Source organism: Parabacteroides sp. AD58, from assembly GCF_023744375.2.
GTDB lineage: Bacteria > Bacteroidota > Bacteroidia > Bacteroidales > Tannerellaceae > Parabacteroides > Parabacteroides absconsus.
Genome location: NZ_CP146284.1, coordinates 1680329 through 1698480 on the forward strand (window position 1 = coordinate 1680329; position 18152 = coordinate 1698480).

14 protein-coding genes are annotated in these 18152 nt (G+C 40.5%); 8 read left to right on the forward strand and 6 right to left on the reverse strand.

Annotated features, from left to right (window positions below):
• Positions 1 to 2: 2 nt before the first annotated feature.
• The 3 genes from NEE14_RS07480 to NEE14_RS07490 form a co-directional block, all read right to left on the reverse strand.
• A complete protein-coding gene (locus NEE14_RS07480) occupies positions 3 to 422 on the reverse strand; it encodes a SoxR reducing system RseC family protein (RefSeq protein WP_251968176.1) in 420 nt (139 codons plus the stop codon).
• Between the two features lie 108 nt (positions 423 to 530).
• Positions 531 to 1643, reverse strand: a complete 1113-nt coding sequence (locus tag NEE14_RS07485) for an acyltransferase family protein (RefSeq protein WP_251968175.1) — start codon at positions 1641 to 1643, stop codon at positions 531 to 533.
• 231 nt (positions 1644 to 1874) lie between these two features.
• A complete protein-coding gene (locus NEE14_RS07490; RefSeq protein WP_251968174.1) occupies positions 1875 to 3398 on the reverse strand; it encodes a DUF3078 domain-containing protein in 1524 nt (507 codons plus the stop codon).
• 310 nt (positions 3399 to 3708) lie between these two features.
• On the opposite strand from NEE14_RS07490, the gene NEE14_RS07495 reads away from it, so the two are divergent.
• Entirely contained in the window at positions 3709 to 5319 is a 1611-nt protein-coding gene (locus NEE14_RS07495) for a CTP synthase (protein ID WP_251968173.1), read from the forward strand.
• 7 nt (positions 5320 to 5326) lie between these two features.
• A complete protein-coding gene (yidC, locus tag NEE14_RS07500; protein WP_251968172.1) occupies positions 5327 to 7264 on the forward strand; it encodes a membrane protein insertase YidC in 1938 nt (645 codons plus the stop codon).
• A gap of 128 nt (positions 7265 to 7392) precedes the next feature.
• On the opposite strand, the gene NEE14_RS07505 is transcribed toward yidC, so the two are convergent.
• The 3 genes from NEE14_RS07505 to NEE14_RS07515 form a co-directional block, all read right to left on the reverse strand.
• Positions 7393 to 8466: a Gfo/Idh/MocA family protein gene (locus NEE14_RS07505; RefSeq protein ID WP_251968171.1), complete on the reverse strand. Its 1074-nt coding sequence runs from the start codon at positions 8464 to 8466 to the stop codon at positions 7393 to 7395.
• Between the two features lie 214 nt (positions 8467 to 8680).
• Positions 8681 to 9436 (reverse strand): 3-deoxy-manno-octulosonate cytidylyltransferase, encoded by a 756-nt coding sequence (gene kdsB / locus NEE14_RS07510; protein ID WP_251968170.1) that lies wholly within the window; start codon positions 9434 to 9436, stop codon positions 8681 to 8683.
• Between the two features lie 22 nt (positions 9437 to 9458).
• Entirely contained in the window at positions 9459 to 11717 is a 2259-nt protein-coding gene (locus NEE14_RS07515) for a cation:proton antiporter (RefSeq protein ID WP_251968169.1), read from the reverse strand.
• A gap of 70 nt (positions 11718 to 11787) precedes the next feature.
• Between NEE14_RS07515 and NEE14_RS07520 the strand changes: the two genes are divergently transcribed.
• The 6 genes from NEE14_RS07520 (at position 11788) to NEE14_RS07545 (ending at position 18142) form a co-directional block, all read left to right on the forward strand.
• Positions 11788 to 12456, forward strand: a complete 669-nt coding sequence (locus tag NEE14_RS07520; protein WP_251968168.1) for a helix-turn-helix domain-containing protein — start codon at positions 11788 to 11790, stop codon at positions 12454 to 12456.
• 175 nt (positions 12457 to 12631) lie between these two features.
• Positions 12632 to 13135, forward strand: a complete 504-nt coding sequence (locus NEE14_RS07525; RefSeq protein WP_251968167.1) for an RNA polymerase sigma factor — start codon at positions 12632 to 12634, stop codon at positions 13133 to 13135.
• Positions 13136 to 13363: 228 nt separating this feature from the next.
• The gene (locus NEE14_RS07530; RefSeq protein ID WP_251968166.1) at positions 13364 to 14638 is read left to right on the forward strand and encodes a replication-associated recombination protein A; all 1275 of its coding nucleotides are present in this window, start codon (positions 13364 to 13366) and stop codon (positions 14636 to 14638) included.
• A gap of 259 nt (positions 14639 to 14897) precedes the next feature.
• Positions 14898 to 15965, forward strand: a complete 1068-nt coding sequence (serC, locus tag NEE14_RS07535; RefSeq protein WP_251968165.1) for a 3-phosphoserine/phosphohydroxythreonine transaminase — start codon at positions 14898 to 14900, stop codon at positions 15963 to 15965.
• 2 nt (positions 15966 to 15967) lie between these two features.
• Positions 15968 to 16891 (forward strand): NAD(P)-dependent oxidoreductase, encoded by a 924-nt coding sequence (locus NEE14_RS07540; RefSeq protein WP_251968164.1) that lies wholly within the window; start codon positions 15968 to 15970, stop codon positions 16889 to 16891.
• 3 nt (positions 16892 to 16894) lie between these two features.
• Positions 16895 to 18142: a DUF1015 domain-containing protein gene (locus NEE14_RS07545; protein ID WP_251968163.1), complete on the forward strand. Its 1248-nt coding sequence runs from the start codon at positions 16895 to 16897 to the stop codon at positions 18140 to 18142.
• Positions 18143 to 18152: the final 10 nt, after the last annotated feature.

Sequence of the window (18152 nt, forward strand, 5' to 3'; positions counted from 1 at the left end):
GTTTATTCTTTTAGTTTTTTCAATCTGAAGACAAAGTGTTTTTTCAGCTTGTCACGTAACACATATAATATCCCATAATAAGGGATCAGCATGCAAATTCCGAACAAACCAGACATCGTTTCTTTCCATCCCATCGCCGACCCGGCAATCACGGCTACCAGCACAACAATAACCGGTAATACAAAAGCCAATACGACAGCTTCCATTCCCATTGAAGATTGCCCTGTCAAAAGAACGGCTTCACCTATCTGATAATTTCCGGAAGTATCTTCAACTTCTATGATCTTATCTTTCTTGTCTGCTGCCGTACAGGCAGATTTGGCATGGCAACCGGCACAAGCCGAATATTGGGTGATGTGAACATAGACTACATTGTTTTCAATGCGCTCTATAATTCCCGGATGATTGATATTTTCGCTCATAGTTGTAAACTCGACTTTGCAAATCGTGGGCAAAAGTAAATATTATTTATGAATGAGCAAATAATAAAATGATAAAAACTTATCCGGCTTTTTACCCTCCTGCCAGACCTATACTTTCAAAAAGATTTTTTGCCGGTAAAGAAAATATAAAAAGCCCCAACATACAGCTATATAAGCTAATGCAAGTACCAAAGGCTGGAATGATTCCGGGAAGATCGAGGCCAGTCCGCCAAAAACAGATGTACTGGTAAATTCAAAGTCTATGAAATGTTGGGCCAGATAAATGGTAATAGAATTCATACCGATAACCCGGAAAAACAAGGTCCACCGGCGGCAATTCTTTACATCTATTATATAATAGAATAAAGCAAACAACAGCATGGATATACCACCTACCAGACAGGCAAACGAACTTGTCCAAAGATTTTTGTTGATCGGGAAAACCAAACTCCATACCAGTCCTACGACAATCAGCAGAGCTCCTGCACAGATCAGCATACCGACCTTCCGCATTTCAGTCAGTCCTTCCCGTTTCAGCTTAATCCATTCTCCGGTAAGCATTCCTAAAGAGGCTGTTCCTATCGCCGGAATAATTCCCAAAATACCTTCCGGATCGTGAATTTCCTTATATAAATGGCCCGGTAAAAGCATTCGGTCTACATAACCAACCAGACTTCCTCCCATCGAGAAAGGATCACCGTCTCCATCCGGAGCCGGGAAGCCAATCAAAAGCAACCAGTAGCCAATAAAAATTGCAGCAACAATTCCGATACGGATCCGAGTCTGTACATTCAGAAAGATCAATGCGGCAAACATCCAGGCCAGACCAATACGTCCCAGAACACTGGCGTAACGCTGATTCGCAAAATCAAAATCCAACAGGCCATTGTAAATACAACCCAACAAAACCAATACGAGACCGCGACGAATCACTTTCCGATAAATAGCAGAAGATGTCATGCCACTGGCTTTCTGCTTCTCTAAAGAATAAGGAAAAGATATACCCGCTATAAAGAGGAATAAAGGAAAGATCATATCCTCAAAGGCAAATCCATGCCAGGGCACATGCTCCATCTGATCGGCTATCGCCAGAAAGAAAGGCGTTGGACACCAAGTGGCCAGACCTACAAACAAAGCTCCTCCACCCATAATAAAGAACATGTCAAATCCCCGCAGGGCATCCAGCGATTGCAAACGCTGATTTTTTACTTCTTTTTTCATGATATTATTTTGTTTAAATCTGCACGATCATTGATGCACAAAAGTAGTAAATTCTGAAAAGAGCGCAAACTTCTCTTTATGTAAAAAGAGGTATTAAAACAAAACCAACGGGAATCAAAAATGATTTCCACTAATTTCATTTTTGATTCCCGTTGGTTTTATTTTTAGATCCGGCATAAATCGACAAAAATACGCCAGCTTTTTATTCACTAATCAAGGGCTCTATCTGCTTTACCATTTGTAATTAAAACCAAAGCTCAACAACTCATTAATCTGCAGATAGCTATTAAAATCCTCACTCTTAGCCACACCATCATCATAACGCATATTCAATGTTATATTAGATGAAAAGAACCGACTCCAGGCAAAGGTGAATCGGTTTTCCCAATCCCCCTCAATACGAGCATATGAAGTCTTATATTTAAATTGAGAATACCAACTTATACTTCTGTTTATTTGAAAATTAAGAGTTGCTTCTACAGAAGATCCCAATAAATTTTCTACAGTAGGAAGTGTCCCATCAGCTTTTTTCTGAAAATGCTTATCCAACTTTATATTTTCATCGATTGTTTGTCTAAAAGTATAAGACAACGGGGCTATGTTTACATTAAATGTCAATGATTTATGCTTCTGTTTAAAAGTTTTATTCAAATCATATTTCATACCTAAGCCAACCGTAATGCTATACGGAGCTAACAAACCAGCTAATTTTACGTTTGAATTTTCCTCAAAACTACTAAGTATCTGAGTAGAAAAATCAAAATCAAAAGTATAATACCACTTTGAAAAAGCTTGATAACCCACATTGGTTTTGATTTGAAACAGATCATCGCTTACTTTATAATTACGAAGAGTATCATTTGGAGCCGTATATATATTATTTTTAATCTTCAACGTATTAGTTATTTTTATACGATCTCTTTTATAATCATACTCAAAAAACTCATAATGGTTCAAATTCAAAGAACTTGCCCCACCCTTATGCCAGTTTGGAGAGATATAATTCTGTGCCACCTGCAAGGAACTCTCAAAACTTGAAGTCCAATAACGCCGTTCAGGGATAAACTTTGTAGGAGCCTCAACATTATCAAAAGTAACATCTTTAGTAACCACCAAAGGGAAATCCTCTGTTATTTCTTTCTTGATCACCTTTGCCTTTACGGCATCCTGCGGTAAAGAAGCTTGGGTATATCTGAAATACATCGGGTAATGCGTTTCAACATATCGATGCGCACTGTCAGCACTTGCCTGCGCCATCAAATAATCTTTGAACGCCGGAATCGTATCATTCGGCATCAATGGTGCCGGCTTATATTTCGGATCCAAGGCTTTTGTATCATAAAAAACCAAATTCTTAGGCAAATAATCACCTTTGAAAAGGATTGGTAAAAACAAAGGATTCACAATCATTGTATCACGGAAAGTCACATCCGGTCCAAACTGATTGGAACGATCATAAAAACGGGAGATAAGCCAAGTCGCTTCAGGCGACATCCGTAATTCATCTTTCGTCAGTAACTGACGTAAACGATCGTTTAAAGGGACAGGCGACTGATAATCCATATTCAACTCTTCCAACCGGCTTCTCAAATCTGGTAAGTCCCGCTCATCAATAGTAATGACCGTATCCTGCAAACCTGCAGACTCGACTTGCGGTGTAGTTACCACTGGAACAAATGAAACCGAATCCTGCGCTACCAGATAACCCGTACAACCTAAACACCAAAACAAAAATATAATAGCTATTCTTTTCATCTTTATTCTATCAAAATCACACATTAAGTCTGTCTAAACTGCAAAGTTAGATAAATTATGGCAATTACCCAGTACTTCAGTACATATTTAGATCAACAAACATTAACAAGCGCATAAAAAGCTCATTTTATTTACAACTTTTTGTAAGAACAGCATAAAATAACTAACTTTGCCTCTTTAATGCAGGCTATATTCTCTTAGCCATTCAAGAGAGAGTTTCTTTCAAACAAAGAGCCCACATCGCTGAATGAAAGAGAATCATGCAAAAGAATAACGAAAATCATTAAAAGAGAACTAAAATATTACTATCGTGGCTGATACAAAGTACATTTTTGTGACAGGAGGTGTAGTTTCATCCTTAGGTAAAGGAATCATCTCCGCCTCGTTGGGAAAGTTGCTTCAAGCAAGAGGTTATAAGGTAACTATCCAGAAGTTTGACCCGTACATTAACATCGATCCGGGAACATTGAACCCTTATGAACATGGTGAATGCTATGTAACAGTGGACGGACATGAAGCCGACCTGGATTTAGGACATTATGAACGTTTCCTGAATGTTCAGACTACCCGTGCCAACAACATTACTACAGGACGTATTTATCAAAGTGTAATCAACAAAGAACGTAGAGGAGATTATCTGGGAAGAACCGTTCAGGTAGTTCCTCATATCACCGATGAAATCAAACGTAATGTCAAATTATTAGGTAGCAAATACAAATTTGACTTTGTCATTACCGAGATCGGAGGAACTGTAGGTGATATAGAGTCTTTGCCATTCATTGAAAGCGTACGACAATTAAAATGGGAATTAGGTAAGAATTGTATTTGTGTACATTTAACTTATGTTCCTTACATTGCTGCAGCCAAAGAATACAAGACAAAGCCTACCCAGCATTCTGTAAAAGAATTGCAGGCTTTAGGTATCCAACCGGATATCCTGGTACTTCGAACAGAGCACGAATTGAGCGGAAATATCCTACGTAAAGTAGCTTTGTTCTGCAATGTAACAGAAGAAGCGGTTATCCAGTCTATCGACGTACCAACTATTTACGAAGTTCCTCTGGTATTACAACGCCAGAAAATGGATGAAATCGTCTTGCGTAAAACCGGCTTAGAAGTAGGCCCGACGCCAGAAATGAAACCGTGGAGAGAATTTTTGGCAAAGAAACAAGCTGCCAAAGAAAGTGTCAAAATAGGTTTGGTTGGTAAATACGTTGAATTACAAGATGCCTACAAATCGATCGACGAATCTTTATTGCAAGCAGCCATTTACAATGACCATAAGCTGGATCTGCATTTATTCCACTCAGAAAAGCTGAACGACGCAAATGTTGCAGAACAGCTAAAGGATATGGATGGAATCTTAATTGCTCCGGGTTTCGGTCAGCGTGGTATTGAAGGTAAATTCGCAGCCATCAAATTTGCCCGCGAAAATGATATTCCTTGTTTAGGTATTTGTTTGGGTATGCAATGTATGGTTATTGAATTTGCTCGCGACGTATTAGGGTTCAAAGATGCCAACTCTACCGAAATGGAACCGAACACAACGCACAAAGTCATCGACTTGATGGAAGAACAAAAGAATGTCACTAATTTAGGAGGTTCTATGCGTTTGGGTGCTTATGATTGTGTTTTGAAAAAAGGCTCGAAAGTATATGAAGCTTATGGCAAAGAACACATCCAGGAACGCCACCGTCATCGTTTCGAATTCAACAACGAATATAAATCCCAGTTTGAAGAAGCCGGAATGAAATGTACGGGAGAAAATCCGGAAACGAATCTGGTTGAAGTTGTAGAAATACCGACTCTGAAATGGTTTGTAGGAGTTCAGTATCATCCAGAATACAACAGTACGGTTGTTAATCCGAATCCTCTATTCCTGAGCTTTGTAAAAGCTGCTATTGCTAATAAGAAAAACTGATTTCTAAATGGATAAAAATACAATTATTGGATTTGTTCTGATCGGCATCGTCTTGTTTGGCTTTAGTTGGTTGAATCGCCCGACTCCAGAACAAATCGAAGCTCAACGCCGTTATCAGGATTCTATTGCCCAGATCGAAATGGCAAAACAGGCTGAACAGGAAAAGCAGCAAGCTGATCCAATGGCCAGCTTTAATAATCTTCCTGATTCTGTAAAACAGGATCGTCTGTCAAGCAGCTTTGGTTCATTTGCCACAGCGATGACAGGAAAAGAAGAATTTGTCACTCTCGAGAATGAGAAAGTATCTGTCAAGTTAAGTTCCAAAGGCGGACGCGTTGTTTCTGCAACGCTGAAAGAATATGACAATTATAAGGGCGAACCGCTGGTCTTGTTCGACCAGGAAGAATCATTCTTTGATTTGTCATTAGTAACAGCAGCCAATCAGCGGGTCAATACAAAAGACATGTTCTTTACTCCTATCAAAGGAAATGATCCGAATGCCGTGACAATGCGCTTGCAGCTGAATGAAGGAAGTTATCTGGACTTCATCTATGCGCTGCAACCAGACGATTACCGCATGGACTATTCTATAAAAGGGACAGGCTTGAATGGCGTTCTTTCTCCGGCAACAGAAACGCTTACGCTTACCTGGGTACAAGATATACGCCAACAGGAAAAAGGTCGCAAATTCGAGAACCGATATGTAGGCTTATATTATAAGGTAGCGAATGATGATGTTGAGAACCTGAGTGAAACCAGCAATGATAACAAATCGGTTAAAGAATCTTTGCAATGGATAGGTTATAAGGATATGTTCTTCTCCACCGTATTAGCATCAAAAGACGGATTTACGGATGTCAAATTTGATTCTAAGATGTATAATGCCGGTGAATACATGAAGAATTTCCACACTACAGCATCAATTGCATTTGATTTGAATGGAACAAAGAGTACTGATTTCCAATACTTCTTCGTCCCGAACAAATATTCGTTGCTGAAAGATTACAACGATATAGTTTCAGACGGACCTGAATTACGTTTGGAAAAACTGGTTCCTCTGGGCTGGGGTATTTTCAGATGGGTTAATCAATACTTCATCATTCCATTATTCAATTTCTTAGGAAGCTTTATCGGCAACTATGGATGGTTGATCTTCTTGATGACGGTTATTGTCAAACTGATTTTGTTCCCATTGACCTATAAGTCGTATATGTCATCTGCCAAGATGCGTGTTCTTCGTCCCCAAGTGGAAGAAATCAATGCCAAATATCCGAATCAGGATCAGGCCATGGAGCGCCAGCGTCAGATTATGGAATTGTACAACCGGGCAGGAGCCAGTCCGATGAGTGGATGTATCCCGATGCTGCTACAAATGCCTATTTTGATTGCCCTCTTCATGTTCTTCCCGTCGGCTATTGAGTTACGTCACGAGAGTTTCCTGTGGGCTCATGATTTATCAACGTATGATGCTATCATCAGCTGGGATGCACAAATTCCATTGATCTCTACTTATTTTGGCAATCATATCAGTTTATTCTGTCTGTTAATGACCATTACCAATATTATATATACAAAATATAATATGGAAATGACCAATACCGGACAGCAACAAATGCCGGGTATGAAGGCTGTGATGTATCTGATGCCGTTAATGTTTTTGTTTATCTTCAACAGCTATGCATCAGGTTTGACGTATTACTACTTTATTTCTACGTTAATCACAATTGCACAGACTTTATTCTTCCGATATACCATAGATGAAGAAAAGCTGTTGGCAAAACTGGAAGCCAATAAGCGTCGTCCAATGAAAAAGTCAGGTTTCATGAAACGACTCGAAGAAGCTCAGCGCATGCAACAGGAGCAGTTAAAACGTCAGCAGGATCAATTGAAACATCAGCGTGAACAACGCGAACAGCAGAAAAGCAATCGTCACAAACAAAGCTGAGAAAGCTCTTGTTTGAGAACTTATAAAAAAGGTATCGGATGCAAAATTCCGATACCTTTTCTATTTTATGCCAGTCAGACTATCCCAACGGGCAGAAATAAATTCCAAATACTTTCACTCTTAAGAGATCAACGATGATGAAGCAATCCATATCCATTTGTCATATGCTTCCGGCGTTCACGGATCTCATCCAAAGTTTCCAGATTTCCAATAGCCGGCAGATCATGATGGCGAGCATCTTCCAGAAATTTCCAGGCATATTCAGAAGCAAGGGCCGAATCACGGGCAATCGCTAATTGAGGATTCAACTTGTTTTCATAAATTGAATCGGCGAACAAATCACATAAAACGTCTATATTCTTCCCTCCATAAGGCTTTTCTATCCGTTCTGTCTGATTGACACCACGTAACTCAACAACTGCAGTCTTAAAATCGTGCGTCATGCGAGCAATTCCTTTCGTTCCGATTATATCCACATACGAATTATGCGTTTGATCTTTTGATAGCTGTCCGTAAACAAAACCTTGCGTAATATCGAATACGATACCATTCTCGAATGTACCATGGCACTGAAGCCACCATGGATCTTTATAATTCCACATCCGGATAGCTTGAGCATGCCAGGTTTTGAATTCACATCCTGCATACCATCGGGTAATATCCACATAATGCATGCCACAATCATGAAACGCGGGGCCTTCATATTCATGACCTTCCCCGGGAGCCAGACCTGGAGTCATATGACAAATCCGGATGATCGCCAGTTCACCTATCTCTCCACTCTGAATAAAACGTTTAATGGTATTATGATACCAGGAATTCCGTAAATACAGATTTACCGTAGCTAATTGTTTAGAGCTTTCGATAAGCCTGACAGCTTCCCATTCCCGATCAATGGTATCAGCCACTGGTTTCTCAGAGATAATGTGTTTTCCGGCACGAACAGCCTTTTCAATTTGTTCCAGGCGATTATTAGCCAAAGTAAATAACCCCACAACCTGCACTTGAGGATCTGCAAAAACAATATCCTCATCTGCCACCACTTTCGACATAGGAGAAAATTTACGAGCATAAGCTCTGGCTTCCGGATCAACATCACAAATATAGGCAACTTCCCACTTTGGATTCTTCAGCATTTCCGTCAGGTAAAATCCACCCATACGTCCGAAGCCAATAATCCCTACTTTAATTCTTTCTTTCATAATGTAAATAGCGTTAATTCGATTTTGATTTTTAATAAAGCACTAAAAGGTTATTGCAAATTTAAAGATTCATAGAAAATAGCGCCCGATTCGTATGTTAATAATAAATACGTATTCAATAAATAAAAATAAAAGCACAAAATGTAATCTCCACTACTGAATATTACATTTTGCGCTTTAATAAAAGAAATAAAAGGAAGTCTTATGTCCTTGTTTATTTATGCTGACGAAGATAAACCAGTGCTTTTTCCAGATCAGCCGGCGTATCAATTCCAATCGTTTCCTGTTCGGTTATACCTACTTTTATCTTGTATCCATTTTCCAACCAGCGAAGTTGTTCCAGACTTTCTGCCAGTTCCAGCGTCGACTGGGGTAAAGCTGTAATCTCGGCCAATATATCTGCCCGATAAGCATACATGCCAATGTGTTTGTAAAATGTATGGTTAGGTAACCACTCTGTGTATTTCTTTCCCCGAATATAAGGAATAATCGAACGACTGAAATACATGGCTTCCATCTTCTTGTTGACAACAACTTTAGGAGAATTCGGATTAAACAAGGTGGTTTCAAAATCATCATCAGGACGGAACGGCTTTACCAATGTAGCAATCTGTATCTCATCATCCGTAAAACAAGCCTTTATGGTCTCAATTTGTTCCGGATGAATGAAAGGTTCATCGCCCTGGATGTTTATCACTACATCAAATCCTTTTCCGATCTTCTGATAAGCTTCAAAACAACGGTCCGTACCACTCCGATGTTTATCTGAGGTCATGACAACCTTTCCGCCGAAAACCTTCACTGCGGCTTCTATCCGCTCGTCATCAGTTGCTACACAAACGTCATCTACTGCCTGAATTACCTGTTCATAAACACGCTGGATCATGGGCTTTCCATCCATATCCGCCAAAGGCTTTCCCGGGAAACGGGAAGAAGCATAACGGGCCGGAATTATTCCTATAAACTTCATATATTACCTATTCTTCATTAAATTATAAAACTTCTCCATCACTCAGGCGAACAATCTTCTCATGTTCACCCACAACCCATACGATATCGCCTTCCTCAAATACCGTCGTAGGTAATGGATTCTTCAAAGAGGTCTCACCACGTTCTATACCGATCACCAGACAAGTAGCCTTATCACGAATGCCCGACTCCTGTATTGAACGTCCGATCAGCTTAGAACCTTTCTGTATTTGGAACTGCTCGATATTCACTTCCTTTGATTCTGACAGATTCTTATTATATGCCTGATATTTCTCATCAATATAAGTCCGGAAATGAGCCAAATCATCATCAGAACCTACTACTATTATTTTATCAAACGGATACAAGCGTTCATCTCCACCTGGTATATTGATCCGGATATTACCGCGGATAATTGTAACAACGTTCACATTGCATATCTTACGGAAATTCAGTTCTTTCAAAGTCTTTCCGACCGTAGGAGAATTCTGGCGTACTTCGAAGTCCGCCAAGTGCAAATCACGTTCCAACATATGATTGGCAAAACGATGATTGATTGTTGCATGTTTTTCTTCTTCCTGCTCTCTGGCTGTTAAATTACTAAAGAAACGTCGCTCCATCAAAATAGACTGGTGTTTTAACTTCCGTGAGAAAATAATGGCTCCAATCACAATCGAAGCGACAACCCACATATAGCTGACCGCCACATTCAGTAGACGAGCTACCGGAATCATAACTAAGGCAATGCAAAGAAGAATTCGCAGGACAATCAGCGAGACCAATGAACCCCGGTTGAATTTACTATCTCCCCATAACTTCTGAAACTCTTCAGAATGATTCTTCTTCATGATAATAGCCCGCAACATCGGAGAAATGAGAGCCAGAATCAATAATAATGACAAAAGGCTTCCAGGTAATCCCGGTATATAAGACAAAATCAATGGAGAAACATACTGCAACCAGACAAAAATCAAAACAACAGAAACAGATGTGTAGGTAGCCACTATACGCAGCAACGACTTTAACAACCGATGCCAGTCACTCTTTTGATGTATTGTTGTAGACCCTGATGAATATTTCAGTAACATGCGTTTCCAGCGGTCTGGTATCCAGGCATCCAACCGTTTGTAAACCGGTTCCGCCATGCGTATCATGTAAGGCGTAAAAAAGGTGGTTACAACAGACACGGCTACAACTATTGGATACAGGAAATGGTCTGTTACTTTCAATGTCAAACCCAACGACGCCAGGATAAACGCGAACTCACCAATCTGAGCTAAAGAAAAACCAGACTGAACAGCAATCTTCAAAGGCTGGCCTGAAAGCAAGACTCCAAATGTACCAAAGCAAATTTGCCCAACCATCACAATAATAGTCAGTATCAGTATAGGGAATTTATATTCCCACAACAATTCCGGATCAATCAGCATGCCGACAGAGACGAAAAAGATCGCACCAAAAAGGTCCTTGACCGGTTTTACCAATCTCTCAATATGTTCTGCTTCTATGGTTTCTGCTAAAATAGAGCCCATAATAAAAGCACCCAACGCCGATGAGAAACCGGCTTTCGTAGCAATCAATACCATAAATAAGCATAAGCCAATACTAACGACAAGCAAAGTCTCATCATTCAGATATTTTCTGCATTTATTCAAGAAAGAAGGAATAAGGTAAATACCTATCACAAAACAGAACAGCAGAAATACGGTCAATTTAATCACACTATTCAACAATTCCATGCCTTCGACTTGCTTACTGACTGCCAAAGTCGAAAGCAAAACCATCATTAAAACCGCAAACAGGTCTTCAACAACCAGTATTCCCAATACTACTCCGGCAAATCGCTGATTCCGCAGCCCCATATCATCAAAAGCCTTGAAAATGATCGTCGTTGACGACATTGATAACATACCTCCTAAAAAGATGGCATTCATATGTCCCCAGCCTAATGCCAAACCGGTTGCATACCCGACCAGCATCATACCGACGACAACGGTGATAGCTCCTGTGATAGCTGTTCCACCCACTTTCATCAGCTTCTTGAAGCTGAAATCCAATCCCAAGGTAAACAGTAAAAAGATAACACCAATATCAGCCCAGACTTTTATACTTTCCGTAGCTGTTACGGTTGGCGTAAAATCACATGCAGGACCAGCCAAAATCCCCGCAACAATATAACCTAAAACAACGGGTTGTTTTAACCACTTGAATAAAATAGTTACTAAACTGGCACAGATTAATATAACGGCCAGATCTGAAATCAAAGCAGATACACCTGACATGGCTTCTTAAATTTTTCTTTGACAAAGTTAGGTATTTATTTTATTTTTGTGGCCTAAAAAATGAGCCAAAATGATAAAGAAACATCCCTTACAGTTACTTATTGATCAAGGAGAGCATCAGCAACAGGACTTTAAGTTCGAAGTGAGCGACAGCAAGAAGATTGCCCGAACCTTGAGTGCGTTTGCCAATACCGATGGAGGAAGATTACTTATCGGCGTAAAAGACAACGGCCATATTTCCGGGATTAAGAGTGAAGAAGAATATTATATGATAGAGGCGGCCTCTCAGATGTACACCAAACCGCAGGTAGATTTTACGGCAACCCGGTGGAATGTACAAGGAAAATGTGTTCTGGAAATCTATATTGCGCCGGGAAATAACCGCCCTTATCTGGCTCCCGACAAAGACGGTAAATTCAAAGCCTATATCCGCGTAGCCGACGAGAACATTTTGGCAAATGAAGTGCTGGTGCTTTCTTGGCAAAAAAGCCGGTCAGCACAAGGAGCTTTGCTAAAACTCAACAAGCCAGTAAAAGCATTATTTGCCTATTTGGAACAGAATCCGACCATCAGCCTGAGTCAGTTCAGCCGGACAGCTCATATCAAAATTTTTACAGCCAAACAGATTTTGAGCGACTTAATCAGCATGCATATCCTCGAATATACAGTGATAGACAAGCAGATCCTCTACCAGATCAGAGAAGGATATATATTTGACAATAAGGATTTTATAGAATAAAACAGAAAACGCTATAACTTAAAGTTCTACACCATAACTTTTTAATATCCAACGAAGTGCTTTAAAATCCATTAAACGCATGTTTATACCAAATCTTTTTCTTATATTTGTATGTTTTCTAAAAGGAAAACACGAATGTATTCACGCAAATGTCTAACTTAATTCGATATCAAACATGAACGCGTTGCAATTTAAAAAGAACTTATTAGGTATGCAGGAGAACATGATGAACTTTGCTCTGATGCTTACCGCCAATCGGGAAGATGCACAAGACCTGATGCAAGACACAACGTTGAAAGTGTTGGATAATCAGGAAAAGTTCATCGACAATGTAAACTTCAAAGGATGGGTATTAACGATTATGCGCAATATCTTCATCAACAACTACCATAAAATCGTAAGAACCCAGACGGTTGTTGATCAAGGTGTGGACTTATATAACTTGGATATCACGAACGAGTCAGGTTTTGACTCACCAGAAGGATCTTATCAGATACAAGAAATATCCAAAGCTATCGAAAATCTGAATAAAGATTTAAAGATTCCCTTCTCCATGTATGTAAGTGGATATAAGTATAACGAAATAGCAGAAAAGTTAAATCTTCCGCTGGGGACAGTTAAAAGCAGAATCTTTTTTGCCCGTCAGGAATTACAAAAGACTTTGAAAGATTATCGTTGACAATTAAAATGAAAAGATAGTTCGTTTGATCTTGAGTTTGACAAACTACGAACTCCCAAATGAACATTATCTGTTAACTTAATATATAAGCGCATCGTATGGTAGTTTCCATCGTATGCGCTTATTTGTTTTTAGACACATTCCATCCAACCGTCCAGAAACTTTTCGTACATTTGCTTTCAAGATTTATATCTTATTTAGTTGATACGTTGTTAAAGCAGAAAGAGAATGAATCAGCCATTAGCAGAAAGATTACGTCCGAAAACACTGGATGAATACATCGGACAAAAACATTTAGTCGGACCCGGAGCCGTTCTACGGAAAATGATTGATGCGGGCAGAGTTCCATCTTTTATTTTGTGGGGACCTCCAGGAGTAGGGAAAACGACTTTGGCCCAGATCATTTCTCAAAAGTTAGAGACACCGTTTTATACACTGAGTGCCATTAACTCGGGAGTCAAAGATGTACGTGACGTCATTGAGAAAGCAAAAGGGAACCGTTTCTTCAACACAGTATCACCTATATTATTTATTGATGAAATCCATCGTTTCAGTAAATCCCAGCAAGATTCGTTATTGAATGCGGTCGAGACAGGAGTTGTAACCCTCATCGGAGCTACAACTGAGAACCCGTCTTTCGAAGTTATCCGTCCGCTGCTGTCAAGATGCCAGGTATATGTACTGAAATCACTGGGAAAAGAGGATTTACTCCAATTACTTCACCGGGCCATTACCGAGGATGTTATCTTAAAGGAAAAACATATCCAGCTAAAAGAAACAGATGCACTGCTTCGCTATTCTGGTGGTGACGCACGAAAATTGTTGAACATACTCGAGTTAGTCATCGCCGCCGAAGAAGGAAATGACATTGAAATTACCGATCAGAAAGTTACAGACCGCCTACAGGAAAATCCGGCAGCCTACGACAAAGGAGGAGAAATGCACTACGATATCATATCGGCTTTTATCAAATCCATCCGTGGAAGTGACCCCGACGGAGCTATTTACTGGCTGGCACGTATGGTGGCCGGAGGTGAAGATCCCAAATTCATCGCGCGCCGTCTCTGCATTTCTGCAGCAGAAGATATTGGTCTGGCAAACCCCAATGCCCTCCTATTGGCCAATGCCTGCTTCGATACCGTACAGAAAATAGGATGGCCCGAAGGAAGAATACCTTTAGCCGAAACCACCATTTACTTAGCTTGCAGTCCGAAAAGCAATTCGGCCTATAAGGCAATTAATGATGCACTGGAGTTGGTTAACCGTACTGGGAATCTGCCTGTGCCTCTTCACCTCCGTAATGCACCGACACAACTGATGGCCGAATTAAATTATGGGAAAGAATATAAGTATGCCCATGATTACGAAAACCACTTCGTCAAACAAGATTATCTGCCCAAAGAGTTGCTGAACCAGCGCATCTGGCACGGACAGGCTAATCCGGCCGAATACAAGCTGACCGAACAAATGAAAAAACTCTGGGGCAGCCGCTTTGAAAAATGATATATAAATCACCATTTGCTTTTTGTCATCCATCATAACTAACGAGTTTCATTTTTGATTCTCATTTATTTCAAAAACGGAATTCGTTAGTTTCAAAAATAGAACATCCAGGCTCTTTTTTCATGCAAAATGAAATATTAAAACGACTTCCCATATTTTTTTCTGGAAAAGCTTTGTCTCTTACAAAAAAAATTTCTACTTTAGACGACTTTCAATTTTGAAAGTGACAAATTGTTACATTAACTAAATATAATTGCATATGAAAAAGCACAATTTTTATGCAGGACCGTCAATTTTAAGCGAATTTACTATCAAAAACACAGCTGCAGCGGTAGAAAATTTCGCAGATATGGGATTATCTATCTTAGAGGTATCTCATCGTAGTAAAGAATTTGTAGCCGTTATGGATGAAGCGCGAGCGCTGATTAAAGAATTGCTGGATTTACCAGCCGGTTATGAAGTAGTATTCTTGGGCGGTGGCGCCAGTATGCAATTCTGTATGGTTCCTTATAACCTGTTAAGTAAGAAAGCTGCCTATCTGGATACAGGAACCTGGGCATCTAAAGCCATCAAAGAAGCCAAACTATTCGGTGAAGTTGATGTAGTTGCATCTTCAAAAGACAAAAACTATACATATATTCCTAAAGGATATACTGTTCCTGAAGATGTTGATTACTTCCACATTACAACCAACAATACTATTTACGGAACTGAAATTCGTGAAGACCTGGATGTTAAGGCTCGTCTGGTTGCCGACATGTCTTCTGATATCTTCTCTCGTCCGATCGATGCTTCCAAGTACGATCTGATCTATGCCGGTGCACAGAAGAACTTAGCTCCGGCCGGTGTTACATTGGTAATCGTACGTACCGATGCTTTAGGACATGTAGACCGTCCGATTCCAACCATGTTGAACTACAAGACTCATATTGAAAAAGATTCTATGTTCAATACACCTCCTGTATTACCGATCTATTCTGCATTGCAGACATTGAAATGGTATAAGGCACAAGGTGGTATTGCCGCTATGGAAAAGAAAGACAAAGAAAATGCGGCTATCCTTTACGATGAAATCGACCGTAACAAGTTATTCCGTGGTACTGTTGTTCCGGAAGACCGTTCTATCATGAATGTTTGCTTCGTTATGAATGATGAATACAAGGAACTGGAAGGTGAATTCAACACATTTGCTGCATCTAAGGGTATTGTAGGTATTAAAGGACACCGTTCAGTCGGTGGATTCCGTGCTTCTTTATATAACGCTATGCCAAAGAGCAGCGTAGAAGTTCTGATTGACGCAATGAAGGAATTTGAAAAACAGCATTGATTATGGCTAAGATATTAGTAGCAACAGAAAAACCTTTCGCAGCGATAGCTGTGAAAGGTATCCGCGAAGTGGTTGAACAAGCGGGAGACGAACTGGTTTTATTGGAAAAATATACAGATAAGGCGCAGTTGTTGGATGCTGTAAAAGATGTTGATGCCCTGATTATCCGCAGTGACAAGGTAGACAATGAAGTGCTTGATGCTGCCAAGCAATTGAAAATCGTTGTACGCGCAGGTGCCGGTTATGATAATGTAGATCTGGATGCTGCTACGGCTCATCAGGTTTGCGTGATGAACACACCTGGACAGAATTCGAATGCCGTGGCAGAATTAGCTTTCGGTATGATGGTTATGGCTGTACGTAATTTCTACAACGGAACATCCGGTACCGAACTGAAAGGAAAGAAGCTGGGTATTCATGCCTTTGGTAATGTAGGAAGAAATGTAGCCCGTATCGCCAAAGGATTTGGCATGGAAGTCTATGCTTACGATGCTTTCTGTCCGAAAGAAGTCATCGAAGAAGCCGGTGTGAAAGCAGTCGACTCTGCTGAAGCTCTGTATGAAACCTGTAACATCGTTTCTCTTCACATCCCGGCTACGGCTGAAACCAAGAATTCAATCAATGCAGCTCTGGTAGGTAAAATGCCGAAAGGTGGCGTATTGGTCAATACAGCCCGCAAGGAAGTCATCAATGAAGCAGAACTGATTCAGTTGATGGAAGAACGTACAGACCTGAAATATGTGACAGATATCATGCCAGTGGCCAATGAAGAATTTGCAGCCAAATTTGCCGGTCGTTATTTCTCAACTCCGAAAAAAATGGGTGCTCAGACAGCTGAAGCCAATATTAATGCCGGTATTGCTGCCGCCCGTCAAATTGAAGGTTTCTTGAAAGAAGGTATTGAAAAATTCAGAGTAAACAAATAAGATATGGCTACGATAAAACCCTTCAGAGGAATTCGTCCGCCGAAAGACTTGGTGGAACAAGTCGCTTCACGCCCTTATGATGTGCTGAACTCTGAAGAAGCACGCGAAGAAGCCAAAGGGAATGAGAAATCGCTGTATCATATCATCCGTCCGGAAATAGATTTTCCGGTAGGAACTGACGAACATGCTCCGGAAGTATATCAGAAAGCAGCCGAAAGCTTCAAGAAGTTCCAGGAAAAAGGTTGGTTGGTACAAGATCCGAAGGAATGTTATTATGTATATGCGCAGACCATGAACGGAAAGATCCAATACGGTCTTGTTGTATGTGCCTACGTTCCGGATTATATGAACGGTGTCATCAAGAAGCATGAATTGACCCGTCGCGATAAAGAAGAAGACCGCATGAAGCATGTACGCGTCAACAATGCCAACATCGAACCGGTATTCTTTGCTTATCCGCATAATGATGAGCTCAACAAGATCATCGCCAAATACGCATCTCGTGAACCGGAATACGATTTCATCGCTCCGGGAGACGGCTTCGGACATACATTCTGGGTAATCGATAATGATGAGGATATCCGACGGATTACAGAACTCTTCGCAAAGATTCCGGCCTTGTATATTGCCGACGGTCATCATCGTTCGGCTGCAGCCGCCTTGGTTGGTGCAGAAAAAGCACGGCAGAATCCGAATCACCGCGGCGATGAAGAATATAATTACTTCATGGCTGTCTGCTTCCCGGATGATCAGCTGACGATTATAGATTATAACCGGGTGGTAAAAGACCTGAACGGACTGACTCCTGAAGAATTCTTGGAAAAGCTCAAGAAAAACTTCGTTGTCGAATGTAAAGGTACAGAGATTTACAAACCGACGGGCTTGCATAATTTCTCGTTATATGTCGAAGGAAAGTGGTATTCACTGACGGCTAAACCGGGAACCTATGATGACAACGATCCGATCGGTGTACTGGATGTTACCATCTCATCAAATCTGATCCTCAACGAAATCCTCAACATCAAAGATCTGCGTTCAGACAAACGAATCGACTTTGTAGGAGGAATTCGTGGTTTAGGCGAATTGAAACGCCGGGTTGACAGCGGAGAAATGAAGATGGCTCTGGCACTGTATCCGGTAACCATGAAACAGTTGATGAACATTGCTGATACAGGAAATATCATGCCACCTAAGACAACCTGGTTCGAACCGAAACTTCGTTCCGGTCTGGTAATCCACAAATTGGAATAATTATCAGGTA

Coding starts and splice junctions, on each gene's coding strand:
- NEE14_RS07485 (WP_251968175.1), bottom strand. CDS start 1,643: ATGAAAAAAGAAGTAAAAAATCAGCGTTTGCAATCGCTGGATGCCCTG.
- NEE14_RS07490 (WP_251968174.1), bottom strand. CDS start 3,398: ATGAAAAGAATAGCTATTATATTTTTGTTTTGGTGTTTAGGTTGTACG.
- NEE14_RS07545 (WP_251968163.1), top strand. CDS start 16,895: ATGGCTACGATAAAACCCTTCAGAGGAATTCGTCCGCCGAAAGACTTG.
- NEE14_RS07540 (WP_251968164.1), top strand. CDS start 15,968: ATGGCTAAGATATTAGTAGCAACAGAAAAACCTTTCGCAGCGATAGCT.
- NEE14_RS07480 (WP_251968176.1), bottom strand. CDS start 422: ATGAGCGAAAATATCAATCATCCGGGAATTATAGAGCGCATTGAAAAC.
- NEE14_RS07525 (WP_251968167.1), top strand. CDS start 12,632: ATGAACGCGTTGCAATTTAAAAAGAACTTATTAGGTATGCAGGAGAAC.
- kdsB (WP_251968170.1), bottom strand. CDS start 9,436: ATGAAGTTTATAGGAATAATTCCGGCCCGTTATGCTTCTTCCCGTTTC.
- NEE14_RS07530 (WP_251968166.1), top strand. CDS start 13,364: ATGAATCAGCCATTAGCAGAAAGATTACGTCCGAAAACACTGGATGAA.
- NEE14_RS07520 (WP_251968168.1), top strand. CDS start 11,788: ATGATAAAGAAACATCCCTTACAGTTACTTATTGATCAAGGAGAGCAT.
- yidC (WP_251968172.1), top strand. CDS start 5,327: ATGGATAAAAATACAATTATTGGATTTGTTCTGATCGGCATCGTCTTG.
- NEE14_RS07505 (WP_251968171.1), bottom strand. CDS start 8,466: ATGAAAGAAAGAATTAAAGTAGGGATTATTGGCTTCGGACGTATGGGT.
- serC (WP_251968165.1), top strand. CDS start 14,898: ATGAAAAAGCACAATTTTTATGCAGGACCGTCAATTTTAAGCGAATTT.
- NEE14_RS07515 (WP_251968169.1), bottom strand. CDS start 11,717: ATGTCAGGTGTATCTGCTTTGATTTCAGATCTGGCCGTTATATTAATC.